This is a genomic window from Corynebacterium sp. HMSC05E07, from assembly GCF_001807225.1.
GTDB classification, from domain to species: domain Bacteria; phylum Actinomycetota; class Actinomycetes; order Mycobacteriales; family Mycobacteriaceae; genus Corynebacterium; species Corynebacterium singulare.
Genome location: NZ_KV788246.1, coordinates 19,979 through 34,126 on the forward strand (window position 1 = coordinate 19,979; position 14,148 = coordinate 34,126).

General features: G+C 60.8%; 14 protein-coding genes. 8 read left to right on the forward strand and 6 right to left on the reverse strand.

Annotation, left to right across the window (positions count from 1 at the left end; genetic code table 11):
- The first annotated feature begins 2 nt into the window (after positions 1–2).
- Positions 3–833 carry a DUF6928 family protein gene (locus tag HMPREF3149_RS09110; RefSeq protein WP_070537581.1) on the forward strand — a complete coding sequence of 277 codons (831 nt, stop codon included), beginning with the start codon at positions 3–5 and terminating at the stop codon, positions 831–833.
- Here the strand turns inward: HMPREF3149_RS09110 and HMPREF3149_RS09115 are convergent.
- The 3 genes from HMPREF3149_RS09115 to HMPREF3149_RS09125 all read right to left on the reverse strand — a co-directional run bounded on the left by HMPREF3149_RS09115 (position 785) and on the right by HMPREF3149_RS09125 (position 3,805).
- The gene (locus tag HMPREF3149_RS09115; RefSeq protein ID WP_070537584.1) at positions 785–1,606 is read right to left on the reverse strand and encodes a TrmH family RNA methyltransferase; all 822 of its coding nucleotides are present in this window, start codon (positions 1,604–1,606) and stop codon (positions 785–787) included. The genes HMPREF3149_RS09110 and HMPREF3149_RS09115 overlap by 49 nt on opposite strands.
- A 42-nt stretch (positions 1,607–1,648) precedes the next feature.
- Positions 1,649–3,052, reverse strand: coding sequence for an NCS2 family permease (locus HMPREF3149_RS09120; RefSeq protein WP_070537587.1), 1,404 nt, complete (start codon positions 3,050–3,052; stop codon positions 1,649–1,651).
- A gap of 123 nt (positions 3,053–3,175) precedes the next feature.
- On the reverse strand, positions 3,176–3,805 hold the full coding sequence (locus HMPREF3149_RS09125; RefSeq protein WP_236684066.1) for a DUF3027 domain-containing protein: 630 nt from the start codon (positions 3,803–3,805) through the stop codon (positions 3,176–3,178).
- Between the two features lie 65 nt (positions 3,806–3,870).
- Here HMPREF3149_RS09125 and HMPREF3149_RS09130 point away from each other — a divergent pair, with 65 nt between their 5' ends.
- Together HMPREF3149_RS09130 and HMPREF3149_RS09135 are read left to right on the forward strand one after the other, a co-directional pair.
- Positions 3,871–4,743 (forward strand): glutaminyl-peptide cyclotransferase, encoded by an 873-nt coding sequence (locus HMPREF3149_RS09130; protein WP_070537589.1) that lies wholly within the window; start codon positions 3,871–3,873, stop codon positions 4,741–4,743.
- Between the two features lie 11 nt (positions 4,744–4,754).
- Entirely contained in the window at positions 4,755–5,339 is a 585-nt protein-coding gene (locus tag HMPREF3149_RS09135) for a DUF2771 domain-containing protein (protein WP_070537591.1), read from the forward strand.
- 144 nt (positions 5,340–5,483) lie between these two features.
- Here HMPREF3149_RS09135 and HMPREF3149_RS09140 read toward each other — a convergent pair whose 3' ends face one another.
- Positions 5,484–5,864: a cold-shock protein gene (locus HMPREF3149_RS09140; protein WP_039674441.1), complete on the reverse strand. Its 381-nt coding sequence runs from the start codon at positions 5,862–5,864 to the stop codon at positions 5,484–5,486.
- A gap of 526 nt (positions 5,865–6,390) precedes the next feature.
- Between HMPREF3149_RS09140 and HMPREF3149_RS09145 the strand changes: the two genes are divergently transcribed.
- Positions 6,391–7,077: a resuscitation-promoting factor Rpf1 domain-containing protein gene (locus HMPREF3149_RS09145; protein ID WP_042529960.1), complete on the forward strand. Its 687-nt coding sequence runs from the start codon at positions 6,391–6,393 to the stop codon at positions 7,075–7,077.
- Between the two features lie 226 nt (positions 7,078–7,303).
- Here HMPREF3149_RS09145 and HMPREF3149_RS09150 read toward each other — a convergent pair whose 3' ends face one another.
- Positions 7,304–7,489: a hypothetical protein gene (locus HMPREF3149_RS09150; protein WP_042529958.1), complete on the reverse strand. Its 186-nt coding sequence runs from the start codon at positions 7,487–7,489 to the stop codon at positions 7,304–7,306.
- A 113-nt stretch (positions 7,490–7,602) separates the two neighbouring features.
- Here HMPREF3149_RS09150 and HMPREF3149_RS09155 point away from each other — a divergent pair, with 113 nt between their 5' ends.
- From HMPREF3149_RS09155 to HMPREF3149_RS09170, 4 genes are read left to right on the forward strand one after another with little or no spacing between them, the layout of a single operon-like run.
- On the forward strand, positions 7,603–9,705 hold the full coding sequence (locus tag HMPREF3149_RS09155) for a helicase-associated domain-containing protein (protein WP_070537593.1): 2,103 nt from the start codon (positions 7,603–7,605) through the stop codon (positions 9,703–9,705).
- A gap of 29 nt (positions 9,706–9,734) precedes the next feature.
- Positions 9,735–11,372 carry a DNA repair helicase XPB gene (locus HMPREF3149_RS09160; RefSeq protein WP_070537595.1) on the forward strand — a complete coding sequence of 546 codons (1,638 nt, stop codon included), beginning with the start codon at positions 9,735–9,737 and terminating at the stop codon, positions 11,370–11,372.
- 4 nt (positions 11,373–11,376) lie between these two features.
- Positions 11,377–12,015: a DUF3239 domain-containing protein gene (locus HMPREF3149_RS09165; protein WP_070537597.1), complete on the forward strand. Its 639-nt coding sequence runs from the start codon at positions 11,377–11,379 to the stop codon at positions 12,013–12,015.
- Positions 12,016–13,146 carry a pyridoxal phosphate-dependent aminotransferase gene (locus tag HMPREF3149_RS09170; RefSeq protein WP_070537600.1) on the forward strand — a complete coding sequence of 377 codons (1,131 nt, stop codon included), beginning with the start codon at positions 12,016–12,018 and terminating at the stop codon, positions 13,144–13,146. It abuts the gene before it with no gap.
- Between the two features lie 71 nt (positions 13,147–13,217).
- Here the strand turns inward: HMPREF3149_RS09170 and HMPREF3149_RS09175 are convergent, their stop codons facing one another.
- Complete coding sequence (locus HMPREF3149_RS09175; RefSeq protein WP_070537602.1) at positions 13,218–13,745, reverse strand: CPBP family intramembrane glutamic endopeptidase; 528 nt, start codon at positions 13,743–13,745, stop codon at positions 13,218–13,220.
- Positions 13,746–14,148 lie beyond the last annotated feature (403 nt).

Below are 14,148 nucleotides of genomic sequence, written 5' to 3' on the forward strand. Positions count from 1 at the left end.
CCGTGGAAACTCAAAGCGCCGTTCTCACTCTCTGGTACGTCACTGCTGCTGACCCCGCCGAGGTCCTCCGCGGTGAGCCCAAGGCCGATCGCGGCTTCGGCCGGAAATTCCTGGCTCAACTCAATCCTGCACTCCCCGTGACGCCGATTGGTCAGTTCCCGCTTAACCGCTCCGCTGAGCCTGGTACGAGCGAGTTCTATATCGGCGGCTACCCAGGCGTCACCGTGGTTCAGACAATCATCAGTGATGATCAGCTCATTCTCTCGCAGCTCTCGCGTACTCTGCGGGAAGCCGTTCCGGCGCATGAGATCTATGCGTTCACCTCCAATCCGGAGACGGGTTACGCAGGATTCGCACACTGGACGGGCCCGCGCCTCCGCCGTTCCTTGTGCGGAACCCGTGTCAATCTCTATGAGGATCACGGACTTCCCGAGACGTTCGAGGCTCCCTACTGGGCCGGCGAGAAAGACGAGCCAGCCGGCGGCATTGCACTCCCCTTCGAGCCGCAGAGCATAACCGAAGCTGCCCAAGCCTACTGGTTGGGCATCGAGGTCGGCGCTGATGGTCCGGATGTGGACGTCGTGGGCTATGCCACCGATGGCCGCCCCGAGCCCAAGGTTGACACACCCCCGCCCCGCCGCAGTGTGGCTGAGGTAGCCACCACGTCAGTGGCAAAGCTCGGTCTTCATGACTATGACGACTACGAAGAGCACGATCTTGAGCCGGATTCCACGGGTGAAGAGATTGTGCGCACTGCCAAGCACCTGGGCGGGTTAGTGCGCCGCTATGCGGTGTCGACCTCGCGGAATCTCTGGCAGCGCTGGCGCTCATAAAACGCAATGGCCGCCGACGTCGCCACGTTGAGCGAATCGGTTCCCTCCGCCATGGGGATGCGGGCACGCACGTCGGTAGCTTTCATCGCATGCTCAGTCAGCCCTGGCCCCTCCGAGCCCACAAGCAGCGCAACCTTGTCTGCACCGTCGAGGGCGTCCGCAATGTGCACAGCCTCGGGATGCGGGGTCAGCGAGACGAGCCTGAAGCCCTGCTCACGCAGTGTCTCCAATCCACGCTGCCACGTAGTGAATCCGCCATCGAAGCGCGCCCACGGCAGGCGCAACACATGACCCATCGAGACGCGCACCGAGCGTCGATAGAGCGGGTCGGCCGCACCCGAGCCGAGCAGAATGCCATCCACTTCCATGCCGGCGGCATTGCGGAAGAGGGAACCAATGTTTTCATGATCCCCGACACCCTCCATAATGGCGAGGGTGCGTGCCCCGGCGATGACCTCGTCCACACTCCATGCCTCCGCGCGGTCCGCTGCCGCGACGAGGCCGCGGTGCATATCAAAGCCGGTGACTTCCCCCAGGGTCTGGCGGGAGACCTGGTAGACGGGGATGTCCCCCACGTCGTGCGTGGCAAGGAAGGTGTCCAGCTTGGCCTCGAATCCGATAATGCAGCGCACCGGAAAACGCGAAGCCAGCAGGCGCTCCACACAGAGGGGGCCTTCACCAAAGACGAAACCCTCGCCGGACTTATCCGCGTGCTTCAAATCGCGGATATCGTCCAGGCGAGGGTCTTCCGGGTCATCGATGATCAAACGCATGCGCCCCAGTCTAGCGGTGGCCCAGTCCTGGGCCGAACCTCCCTAGGTTAGCGCTGCGGTAATCGGCCCCATGGCGAAGTAGACCACGAAGAGGGCTGCAACAAGCCACATGATCCAATGCACCTTCTTGGCCTTACCGGCGAAGGTCGCCATGAGAGCGTAGGCGATGAAGCCCACGCCAATACCATTAGCAATGGAATAGGTAAACGGCATGACCACAATGGTGAGGAAGGCCGGGATGGCCTGCTCCATACGGGTCCACTCAATGTCCTTGAGCTGTGCGGCCATCATGACGCCGACGATGACGAGGACCGGTGCGGCGGCTTCAATCGGCACGATTTCATAGAGCGGGGTGAGGAACATGGCCAGCAGGAAGATGACACCGGTGACCACGTTGGCCAGACCAGTACGGGCGCCGTCACCGATACCGGCGGCGGAATCCGCGAAGACGGTGTTGGAGGAGACCGAACCGGCACCACCGGCCACGGCACCAACGCCTTCAACGACTAGAGCGGTCTTCATGTCCGGCAAGTTGCCCTTCTCATCCACAAGGTCGGCCTGCTTGCCCAGGCCGTTCATCGTGCCCATGGCGTCGAAGAAGTTGGTGAGCAGCAGCGTGAAGATGAGCAGCACGGTGGAGACAACGCCGAGTTTGGTGAAAGCGCTAATCGGGTCCACCTGGCCCACGATGGACAGGTCAGGGATGCCACCCAGGGAGTCGGGAACCTCTGGGGTTGCCATGCCCCACTCCTCTGAGCCGGTCAGCGCTTGGATGATCATGGCAATAATCGTGGTGATAACAATGCCGATGAACAGCCCGCCGCGTACCTGACGGATGACGAAAAAGCTGGACAGGATGAGGCCCACGATGAAGACGAAGGCAGGCCACGTGGAAATAGAGCCGTTGATGCCCAACCCCACCGGAACGGTCGTATTCGCCGCATCCGGAACGCGGGTGACGAAGTGACCATCGACGAAGCCGATGAGCGCGATGAACATGCCGATGCCCACGCCCATCGCGGCCTTCATGGAGGCAGGGATGGCATCAAAGACGGCCTGGCGGAAGCCGGAGATGGCGAGCAGAACAATGATGAGACCCTCGATGACGACAAGGCCCATGGCCTCACGCCATTCCAGGCCATTGAGGGAGACCATCGTCACGGCAACGAAGGTGTTCATGCCTAAGCCAGCGGCCATGGCGAATGGGTAACGTGCAATGACGCCGAAAGCAATGGTCATCACACCGGCAACCAGCGCTGTGGCGGCCGCAACCTGCGGGATGCCCAGGGTCGTGCCAGCGGAGTCTTCCGAGGTGCCCAGGATGAGAGGGTTGAGGAGAATGATGTAGGCCATCGCAAAGAACGAGACCACACCTGCGCGGACCTCTGTTCCGATGGTGGATCCGCGTTCGGTGACTTTGAAATAGCGGTCGATAGCTGCGTTCATCGTGAGAGAGCGCCCCTTACTATCTAGAGAAATGAAGTTTTACCAGCTAAGAGTGCTCCATCTGACCCCCAAAATGCAAAACCCGCACGTGCATTACCGCTTCGTGCAGGTAAAAAGCCACCATTAGAAAATCGGCTTCTCGTCGTCGAAGGGCCGCTCCGGCTCCGATCCTTCTTCACGAATGGTCGTCCCGGAATGTGCGCCACAGCCATAGGCGGCGTGAACGACCTTGCCGTCGGCCGAGTATTCATTGGCGCAGACACCGTAATTGGGCAGAAGTGTGAGGTAAAAGGCACAGGTTTTACACTGCAGCTGCGCCTGCGATGCCATCTCCGTTGTCGGCCCGTACTTCTTGCGCCACCGATCCTTGGCCTCCTGAAGGCCGGTCTCAGAGAGCTCACCATCGTGTAGGCGTTCATCATCAGGTGCCGGCGGCATGAGATCGCCGGGGCCGAGGTCACCTGGGCGCAGTCGCTCGGAATAGGGAACCCATTCCGGGGCCTGGAGCGCGTGCCCACCAGGGACGAGCGCAACCTCATTGACAGTCGGTGTTCGCGAGCCTTCGGCGCAGGCAACGACGGCGTGCCACTCCCAGCCCGGATAACCCGGGACGTGGGCGTCAAAACGGTGGGTGGCCACGTTGCGGCCTACTCCGGCAACGCCGCGGTGCTTTCCGACGTCCCCCTCGCCCACCTCCTCCACTGCCCGGCGCGCCAGGTCGACCGCGGCGGAATCGAGAAGCGGGGAATGCATCTTTTTCTTGCGAGTCACCCTCTCATTATTCATCACGGCCGTCACCATAGTGCACAATGACAGACATGACCCTCCCTCGCCTCACTCGCGCGTCCCGCATTCTCACTGCTACGTTGTCTGCTGCAGCGCTGCTCGCGCCGCTGTCGTCCTGCTCTTCCGCACCTGGTGGTGTGGATCCAGCGGCGCCTGAGACGGTGGAGACGGCGCAGGTGGGGGCCGAGGGGACGTCGGCAAGCACTGCGTCCCCCGAGCGCCTCAGTGCCACAGTCCTGGAGACGAAGCCTCTCCTCCCCCACACCTTCACCCAAGGCTTGGAAGTGGACACCGCGGGCAACCTGCTCATTGGTACAGGTCAATATGGGGAATCACGCCTGCTTCGAGTTCGCCCAGGTTCGCTTAACCCACTCCAGGAAATCGCACTCAACAACTCCTATTTTGGTGAGGGCATCACACAAACCGATGCCGGCATCTGGCAGCTGACATGGAAATCCGGCACAGCTATCCTGCGTGATGCCACCACCTTCGACGAAATCAACCGGGTGGACTACGACGGCGAAGGCTGGGGGCTGTGCAACGCAGGCCACGAGCTCATCATGTCCGATGGCTCCGCCACGCTACGCCACCTGCACCCTGACACCTTTGCCGAGCTTGGCCCGCGCACTAACGTCACTCTTAACGGATCCCCGGTGGACAATCTCAATGAGCTGGAATGCGTCGACGGTCAGGTGTACGCCAATGTGTGGATGAGCGACGACATCCTGCGCATCGACCCTAGCTCTGGCGACGTCACCGCCGTCATCGATACGGCACGTCTCCAGCACCGCCCCTATGAGGACCCCAATGCCGTCCTCAACGGCATCGCCCATATTCCAGGCACGGACGAGTTTTGGATCACCGGCAAGCTCTGGGATGACCTGTACCGGGTTCGCTTCGAGTAGGATTCACAGCCATGGCAACCGTGAAGCAAGCAAGGAAAAAGTCACTACTGCAATTTCTGGCGCTCATTATCGCCGTAGCGGTAATCGTTGTAGCAGTGGTGCTGTTCCAGAAGTGGTGGAATGACCGTCCGGGCCCGGAGCCGAAGGATGTCACCATCACGGCCACGGTGGGCGATGAAACCATCGAGGTTTCGCCATACAGCATCTGCGAGCCGGGCACTGAGTGCGAGGAAGGTGACGTCCCCAACCTCACGGTGGGCCCCGATGACACGCTCAAGCTCGACATCCCCGAGGCGGTCTCAAACCACGAGTGGTCCGTGCTGTCCATCTACGATGATCCGGCCGCCAATGACAGCACTGCCCACGGCGCCAACGAAACCACCTCGGTGGAGATCCCCGGCTCCGTCGCCCCGATTGAAGCGTCCACCGGTGAGCGCCCACTGTTGAAGGTGGTGGAGATTTCCACCCTCATGATTGGCCATGATGCCAACGGTGAGGAGACCCCGATGCACACTGTGTGGTCTCTGTCCACGCTGAGCGAAGATGAACTCAAGGAGTCCAAGGCTACCGGCGACGCCGAAGCGCCAGCAGAGTAATAGCGGCGCTGCGGCGCGTTGCCCCACGCGCCTCCACGATCGAAAAGTGCCCTAGCTGCCAAACTTACGACTGATCATTGAAAAATCAGCCTAACTTTCGTCAGCTAGGGCACTTTCGAGCTATCGGCCTAAAAGCTTTAGGCCCTAGCTATCCAAGTCCTTCGCAATGGCGCGCAGAATCTCAGCAACCTGACGGCCAGTCTTGCGTTCTGGGTAGCGCCCCTGGCTAAGCACCGGCTGGACCTGGGTCTCAAGCAACGTCATGACATCAGACAACATGCTCGACAGCTCCTCCGGCTTGCGAGCCGGGGTGCGGCGGCGTGGGGCATCCAGAACCTTCACGCGCAGGGCCTGCGGACCGCGACGGCCGGCCGCGAAGTCGAACTCAATGCGCTGACCCTGGAACAACTCGTCGACGCCCTTGGGCAGCACATTGCGGCCGACGTAGACGTCTTCATCGCCCGGGTTGCTGACAAAGCCGAAGCCTTTGTCGGCGTCATACCACTTCACTTTGCCGATTGGCATGGTTCTTCACTCACTTTCTTTCCGTCTCTCCTATGCAAGTGTAGGCGCCACCAGGCCGTGGGCCCATGAGCGCTCCACTTCCGGAACAAGGAGGCGCGGCGACGCTTAGCTCAGACTCCTAAGACCGCGCGCAGGAACTTTCCGGTGGAACTAATAAAGAGATTCATTCTAACCTTTGACACCCCACCGAAGAAACCCACGTTATGTATCGCCACACCCACCACACCCGTTACCAGTGTGACATAGATAACATTACTGCAGCGAGCAGGGGAAACACCGCGATTCCAACGCTTCCGTTACCGTTTTGAGCCAAATAACGTGACTGTTTCGTTATAAACGGCTACCCTTTCCCTCAGGCACTTCGGCCGCCGGTCGTGGAAGTCTCGCCCCAGACACAGTCCGGGCTTTCACACAGCGGCCACTAATGATGTGCATGAATATGAACATCGAATACATAAACATCTGCCGGACTGGGCACTATCTGGGCGCGAGAACGCAAGAGACAACCTAGAGAAGGAATACTTTAATGGGACGCCACTCCGCTAAGAACAAGTCCATCGCTACCAAGTTTGCCGCTTCCACCGTTGCCGTGGGTGCTGCTGCAGCCATCATGGCTCCGAACGCCGCTGCTGCTCCGGATTCTGACTGGGACCGCCTCGCACAGTGCGAGTCCGGCGGTAACTGGGCTATCAACACCGGCAACGGCTACCACGGCGGTCTGCAGTTCAACGCTCAGACCTGGCAGGCATACGGCGGCGGCGAATTCGCTCCGACCGCTAACCTGGCAACCCGCGAGCAGCAGATCGCTGTTGCTGAGCGCACCCTGGCGCAGCAGGGCTGGGGCGCATGGCCGGCTTGCTCCGCAAGCCTGGGCCTGAACTCCGCCCCGACCCCGCGCAACGTCAGCGCTGCTCCGGCACCGGCCGCAACCCCGGCTCCAGTTAAGGAAGAGACCGCACCGGAGGCTCCGGCCGACGCACCGGAGGTCGTGAAGGAAGCTGCCGAGGAGCAGCCAACCGACGAGCTGGCCGTTGATGCCCTCTACACCCTCGTCGAGGACACCGCCACCCAGTACGGCCTGACCATCCCGGCTTCCTTCACCGAGCAGTACAAGGCCAACCGCCACGACTTTGATGCTTTCTACTCCGCGAACCGCCACGTCATCGACCCGCTGGCTCAGTTCCTGAGCATCATCGCCGCTCAGGAGTCCTAATGGGAACCACTGCTCAGCAGTCCTAGAAACTGAGCGCGACTAACAATAGACCGGCTGGACAATCCAGCCGGTCTTTCTGTTTTTACCCCCTCAGCTCATCCTTTAGGGAAATATCCTGAACACGAGGCATAGCCCCACCGAGGAGAACATTCTCGGAGGGGCTTTAAACTTGCCGCGTAAGGCGCGGCCTCACCGTAGATGAATGCGCAGCTATCTGCACATTCTCTTAGCGGTTAATGCGGGTGTACGGGTGAACGTAGTTCAGCTTCTCTGCCGGCATCGGCAAAATCAGATCATCACCGAAAGGGCTGGAAGCGCCGGCAAACGGTGCGGAGATTTCGGTGATGGCGTGCTCACGGGGGCTATTCTTCGGCCAAGCCGGGGAAATGTGGCCTTTGTTCTCATTCGACATACCCCTCATTATTCCAAACCGCGCGCCAAAAAGTAACTCAACTGAACAACAAGTGCCCCAATCCTCCCCCGCTCCCTACCAGTCCTTCCCAGCAACTAAACTAGGGGCCCATCATGACCTCCCCTAAGAAGCGCGCCCGCGTCACCGACAGCTACCGCGAATGGCTTAGCCACTTGCCTGAGGAGGACCTCCGCGCCCTGCTCAGCCACCGCAGAGAAACCTTGGCCCCGGCACCGAAGGACTTCGGTGCGTTAGCCTCGCGTCTTACTCTGCCGATGCACGTCGTCGATGCCCTTGCGCATAGCAACGCAGAACAACTCGCAGTTCTGGAGGACATTGCGCAGCGCGGCGGTGAGATTGGCATGGTGGATGACACCAACCCAAAGGTCACACAACAGCTCAAGGAGCGCGGCCTCGTTTTTGGGGATGCCCCTCAGGTGCGCATCGTGACCGGCGTAATGGGCGCACTCCCCACGGGGTGGTCACTGCTCAACCGCCGTGAGTTCAGCGAGGAGGACATCGCGGAACTACCGGACGATGAACGCCGGATTCTCGGCACGCTAGCTAAAAGTGAAGGCGCGGGGTACACCACCAACACGGAGCCCGACAGTAAGTCCGAGGACCCCACCAAACGCCTTCTGGCCAAGGGGTTTCTCGAGCGCATCAACGCGCACTCAGTGCGCCTTCCACGCTCCCTCGCACGAATTCTTGCCGGGGATACCACCCCACCCATCCCTACAACACCGTCCGGGCGCGCCGGTATCCCAGAGCCGGATTCGAAGGCGGATGATGCCGGTGCGGCCGCGGGCTTGGAGGTTGTGCGCTCCATGGAGCAGCTCATTGGGGTGTTGGGCGCTCATCCGGAGTCACTGCTCAAGGATTCCTCGGTCGGCGTGCGCTCCCTTTCCCAGCTTGCCAAGGAACTCGATGTGGACAAAGAGGAAGCCGCACAGCTCATCAACCTCGGCCACCATGCCCGTCTCCTACACCGCGGCGAGCCGGATGGCCTCGAAGGACACTTCCTCGCCCCCACCACGGGATCACACGACTGGCTCGTGGCTGAGCTCGGGGAAAAGTGGCGCATTCTTCTCGACGCCTGGCGGGACTCCCCCTGGGCCAGCTGGGACGGCACCCGCGCGCTGTCTGAGGACACTCACGTGCGCCGTCTATCCCACTTCCGAGCGTTCGTCCTCGACGTCTACGCCCACTCCGCAGTTGCGCTCACTGAAGAAGAATTCTGGGAAGAGCTGCGCTTTAGATCGCCGCTTTTCGCTAGCCATACCCGCACACTCACCATCGAGAAGCTGCGTGCCGAGGCCGAATGGATCGGTGCGGTGGCGATGGGCAAAGCCACACGGGTGCTCAACAACTCCTCTGCCGCTGCTGATCTCGTCCCTGACACGGTCTCCGAGTTCATCATCCAGCAGGATCTCACCATCCTCGTGCCGGGGCCGCTCGAGCCAGCTACGCACCGCACCTTAACGTCTCTGGCTGATCTTGAATCCCCCGGCCTGGCCAGTGTGTACCGCATGAGCGAATCCACCATTCGCCGCGGCATGGACCATGGCCTCACCGCTGCGGAGATGACGGAATTCTTAGAGAAACATTCACCCATGGGCGTGCCACAGGCGCTGGAGTTTGCCATCGGGGACGTCGCCAAGCGCCACGGCACTCTCCGCAGCGGACCTGCACTGTCATATCTGCGCAGTGAGGACCCCGCGCTGATGGAACTCGCTGCCGCTTCGGTCTCCGAACTGCGACTGCTTGCTCCAACGGTCGCGGTCTCCCCACTGCGCGTTGGCGAGCTGCTGGAGAAACTCCGGGCTCAGGGCTTGTCTCCTACCCCGGAGGATGAGTCCGGCGCCTCCATCGCAGTGGCACCGGAGCCGTATCTTCTGCCCACGCCCCGTGCCAAGGCCACTACCCGCACGCCCGCCTCGGTGGACCAGGCGGTGCAGAACCTGCGGACATCAGGACAAACCCCCAGCACACACAATGAGGAGGAGCCAGATCCGCTCGCGCTGGCCCGAGCTGCCGCGCGCGTCCACACCGATATTGTGATTTCCTATGCCGACAAGAGCGGCACCATCCGCACCGTCACGGTGAAGCCGCTGTCCGTCGAAGGCGGCTACATCGATGCCCTGGGCGCGAGCGGCAAGCCCGTGCGATTCCCCGTGCACCGTATTTCCACTGTTCGGTTCGCCAACGACGTTTAACAGCACACCAGAAAGGACTCGGTTCCACCATGCCCGGACCGCTCATCGTCCAGTCGGACAAAACCGTCCTCCTTGAGGTCGACCACCCGCAGGCCACCCAGGCCCGTGCCGCGCTCGCCCCGTTTGCTGAGCTCGAGCGCGCGCCCGAGCACATTCACACCTATCGGATTACCTCGTTGGCCTTGTGGAATGCGCGCGCCGCCGGCCACGATGCCGAGCAAGTAGTCGATGTTCTGGAGAGCTACTCCCGCTTTCCGGTGCCGCAGGCGCTGCTTATCGACGTCGCCGAGACCATGTCCCGCTACGGCCGCGTCCGCCTCCTCGCGCACCCAGCCCACGGCCTCATCCTCGAATCGGATGAGCCCGCCATCCTCGAAGAGCTCACGCGCCGCAAGAAGGTGAGCGAGCTGCTGGGGCAGCGCATCGACGAGAACACCATTGCCGTGCCGCCGTCCGCCCGTGGGCGTCTCAAACAGGAGCTGCTCAAGGCCAACTGGCCGGCAGATGACCGCGCCGGCTACGTCGACGGCGAATCACACCCCATGCGTTTAAGTACCGATGAAGTGGACTGGCAGTTGCGCGATTATCAACAGTACGCCGCCGAGTCCTTCTGGGCGGGCGGCTCCGGCATCGTCGTTCTGCCCTGTGGCGCAGGTAAGACCATCGTGGGTGCGGCCGCCATGGCCAAGGCCCAGGCCACCACCCTCATCCTCGTCACCAACACAGTAGCTGGCCGCCAGTGGCGCGATGAGCTGCTGCGCCGCACGAGCCTTACCCCGAATGAGATCGGCGAATACTCCGGCGAAAAGAAGGAGATCAAGCCGATTACCATCGCCACCTACCAGGTGGTGACTCGCAAGACGAAGGGCGAATACCGAGCGCTTGAGCTCTTTGACTCCCACGACTGGGGCCTCATCATTTACGACGAAGTCCACCTGCTCCCCGCCCCAGTCTTCCGCATGACCTCCGACCTCCAATCACGCCGCCGTCTGGGACTTACCGCCACCCTCGTGCGCGAAGATGGCCGCGAAGGCGATGTTTTCTCGCTCATCGGGCCCAAGCGCTATGACGCACCCTGGAAGGAGCTGGAGTCCGCAGGTTACATCGCCACCGCGGACTGCGTCGAAGTGCGCGTGGACATGACGCAGGAAGAGCGCATGCTCTATGCCACAGCGCAGTCACGGGATAGGTACAGAATTGCGGCGTCGGCAAGCGCCAAGCTCCGCACCGTGGACAAGCTGCTGAAGAAACATGAAGACCAGCAAGCACTCATCATCGGTGCTTACGTGGACCAGCTCGAGGAGCTCGGCGCGCACCTTCACGCCCCCGTCATCGACGGCACAACCTCCACCGCCAAGCGCGAAAAACTCTTCCAACAGTTCCGCGATGGCGAACTTAACACACTCGTGGTGTCCAAGGTGGCTAACTTTTCCATCGACCTGCCCGAGGCAGCCTTGGCAATCCAGGTCTCCGGTACCTTTGGCTCCCGGCAGGAGGAAGCACAGCGCCTCGGCCGTCTACTGCGCCCGAAGAAGGACGGGCAGGAGGCCACGTTCTACACGCTTGTCGCCCGCGAATCCCTCGATGCCGAGTACGCCATGCACCGCCAGCGTTTTTTAGCGGAGCAAGGGTATGCCTACCGGCTGGTGGACGCAGTAGACTTGTGAACCAATGAAGATTTTCAAGTTTAATGTCCACGAGGACTTTGCCAAGCAGAACAACGAGCTCCTGCGCGATTCCTCACGCCTGCGCAACTCCGGTCTCGTTATGGGATTGCTGCTCATCATTGGCGGCATTGCGCTGTACTTCGGGATTGATGCCACCTGGCGCATCACCGTGGGACTGGGCATGGTGCTCTTCGGTATTTTCTGCGCCGTCATTGGCGTGCTGGCCTCCCGCCAGGTAGGCTCGGCGCAGAAGCTGTATGACTCCTATCCTCTTGCCCCCGCAGTCGTGGCGGAGGTCAACGAGCGCGACATGGTGCTCCTAGCGCTGGTGAACACCAACGTGGACCCGAAGGCCACGCCGCGCTGGGGCGTGTGCCTGCGCACGGTGAGCAACATCCCGGGCATCAAGCGCACGGTGGGCACCAAGGTTCCGGTTGCGGCTGTTTCTGGCCAGCGTAGCTCCAGCGACAAGGAGCATTGGCAGCAGATCACCCCTATGCCCATCGCGTGGGGCACCCCGGATGCGGAAACAGTTACCGTAGCGCGCAAGTCCATCCCGGAAGACCAGTGGCAGCGTCTCGACCGCGCGCGCAAGCGTCTGTCTGACGTGAAGGCCACGAAGTATGACTTGTTGGTGCTCTAAATGACTGTTCACAGACTTCAGGAATTCGGCGAAACCATCTTCGCCACGATGACCGCGCTCGCCGTGGAGAATGATGCGGTGAACTTGGGTCAGGGTTTCCCTGATACTGATGGCCCACAGCGCATGCTGGACATCGCTCAGGAAAACATCGCTGGCGGAAACAACCAGTACGCACCGTTGCGGGGTGTGCCGGAACTGGTGAATGCCATCGCGGACACGTATTCCGTGCCGCACGACCACGTCGTCGTCACCGCGGGTGCTACCGAGGCCATCACGGCCTCCGTCCTGGGCCTCGTGGAGCCGGGCCAAGAAGTCATTGTCCTCGAGCCCTACTATGACGCATACATCGCCGCAATTGCGCTTGCCGACGCCACCCGCATCCCCATCCCCCTCAAAGAATCCGGCAACAGCTGGGACATCGACGTGGACGCCGTGCGCGCGGCTATCACGGACAAGACCGCCATGGTCATCATCAACACTCCCCATAATCCGACGGGCTCGGTGTTCTCCCGTGCTGCTCTCGAACAACTCGCTGAGCTCTGCGTTGAAAAAGATCTCCTTGTCCTCGCGGACGAGGTCTACGAGAACCTCACCTTCGGTGACGCTCACCACATCAGCATTGCTGGCCTTCCTGGCATGGCTTCCCGCACCGTCACGGTCTCCTCCGCCGCCAAGTCTTTCAACTGCACCGGATGGAAGACCGGCTGGGCACTTGCGGAGCCCGCGCTTCTCGACGGCGTCATCACGGCCAAGCAGTTCACCACCTTCGTGTCCACCACGCCATTCCAGCCCGCCGTTGCCCACGCCCTGCGTTATGAGCAGGAATGGCTTAATGGCATGGTCGCCGAGCTTGAGGCATGCCGCAGCATCCTCGTCGCAGGGTTGGTAGAACTAGGCTTCCATGTCCACGACACGGGCGGCACCTACTACGTGGTTGCCGATATCTCCTCAACCGGCATGAACGGCATCGATTTCTGTATGCAGCTTCCCGCCACGAAGGGCGTGGCCGCCATCCCGCTGGCCGCTTTTACCGACAATCCCGAACCCTGGACGAACAAGGTGCGTTTTGCCTTCTGCAAGCGTCCAGAGGTCATCCGCGAGGCAGTGCGACGCCTGACGGACGAAAAATAGACCTGCGGCACAGAGCTTTGTGCAAAGAGTTGACCATTAATCGTCCCGAGCACACGAACCCAATCCTTCCCCTACCCCGCCAGCAGTCCAATCCCTACATTAAGGGCAGCATGTAGAACTGAGCACTCAACGATGCTACCCGAACGAAATCTCACCGCTCCAAGTATCCAGCCACCGAGGAACTGAACGGGAAGTATCGGCCACAAATGCACATCAAAACTCAACAGCACGAGGTGAGGCACGAGAAAAATAGCGGCCTGAAGAGTGTTCCCAACCCATAGTCCCCAGCGTCGAAGAAACAAGCCGCCGAGGAATCCTCGGAAGAAAATCTCCTCTCCTAGGGCTCTAAGAATCACGGCAACACTTACCCCTTGGACGAGAACGACACCTGGGAGGGTCAGACTGGCTGTCGACACCAGACGGATACCAAGGTAACCAATTCCTAGCAGCACAGGGAACAAAACGAGGCTTAGCCCTGCCGTTTGCCAGCTTCCCCATCGCCACCCCACATGAGCCCGGGCACGGGACACCCCTAGTGACTTGCGCCGGAAAAAAATATAGAGCACTGAGGGACAGAGGAATAAAAGAAATTCAATCATGTTTCTATTCCTTTACCGTGAATGGCGAAACGACGTTGCCATAAAGTTCTCGCTACTTCCATTGTAGGATTCGCATGTGAACATTACGGCCCAACAGCAGAGCAAACGTGGTGCTGAGTCCTTTGTGTTTGTCCAGACCTGGGTGGCGACTCATGCTGGTCGGCTTCTATGTCGGTGTGTGGTGTGGTTGGCAGCACGCTGGGTGTGTCGGTTTTCTGGTCTGGGTTTTTGGTGCTGTTGCATCCGTACGTAGGGGCTGTGAGGAATAGTGTGGTGGCCTGGGGTGCGGGCTGGTGGGGTTAGGAAAACGACTCAAGGCCCTAGACGCCGTGGTGGGTGTCTAGGGCCTTGGGCTTTTTATTGAGTTGTGTTGTGTTGTTTGGTGTCGGCGGTTTCTTACTCT

What these genes read in the sequence shown, in the direction of transcription:
- HMPREF3149_RS09170 (WP_070537600.1), top strand. Translation starts at nt 12,016, where the DNA reads ATGACTGTTCACAGACTTCAGGAATTCGGCGAAACCATCTTCGCCACG.
- HMPREF3149_RS09175 (WP_070537602.1), bottom strand. Translation starts at nt 13,745, where the DNA reads ATGATTGAATTTCTTTTATTCCTCTGTCCCTCAGTGCTCTATATTTTT.
- HMPREF3149_RS09150 (WP_042529958.1), bottom strand. Translation starts at nt 7,489, where the DNA reads ATGTCGAATGAGAACAAAGGCCACATTTCCCCGGCTTGGCCGAAGAAT.
- HMPREF3149_RS09130 (WP_070537589.1), top strand. Translation starts at nt 3,871, where the DNA reads ATGACCCTCCCTCGCCTCACTCGCGCGTCCCGCATTCTCACTGCTACG.
- HMPREF3149_RS09120 (WP_070537587.1), bottom strand. Translation starts at nt 3,052, where the DNA reads ATGAACGCAGCTATCGACCGCTATTTCAAAGTCACCGAACGCGGATCC.
- HMPREF3149_RS09145 (WP_042529960.1), top strand. Translation starts at nt 6,391, where the DNA reads ATGGGACGCCACTCCGCTAAGAACAAGTCCATCGCTACCAAGTTTGCC.
- HMPREF3149_RS09155 (WP_070537593.1), top strand. Translation starts at nt 7,603, where the DNA reads ATGACCTCCCCTAAGAAGCGCGCCCGCGTCACCGACAGCTACCGCGAA.
- HMPREF3149_RS09115 (WP_070537584.1), bottom strand. Translation starts at nt 1,606, where the DNA reads ATGCGTTTGATCATCGATGACCCGGAAGACCCTCGCCTGGACGATATC.
- HMPREF3149_RS09135 (WP_070537591.1), top strand. Translation starts at nt 4,755, where the DNA reads ATGGCAACCGTGAAGCAAGCAAGGAAAAAGTCACTACTGCAATTTCTG.
- HMPREF3149_RS09125 (WP_236684066.1), bottom strand. Translation starts at nt 3,805, where the DNA reads ATGCATTCCCCGCTTCTCGATTCCGCCGCGGTCGACCTGGCGCGCCGG.
- HMPREF3149_RS09165 (WP_070537597.1), top strand. Translation starts at nt 11,377, where the DNA reads ATGAAGATTTTCAAGTTTAATGTCCACGAGGACTTTGCCAAGCAGAAC.
- HMPREF3149_RS09140 (WP_039674441.1), bottom strand. Translation starts at nt 5,864, where the DNA reads ATGCCAATCGGCAAAGTGAAGTGGTATGACGCCGACAAAGGCTTCGGC.
- HMPREF3149_RS09160 (WP_070537595.1), top strand. Translation starts at nt 9,735, where the DNA reads ATGCCCGGACCGCTCATCGTCCAGTCGGACAAAACCGTCCTCCTTGAG.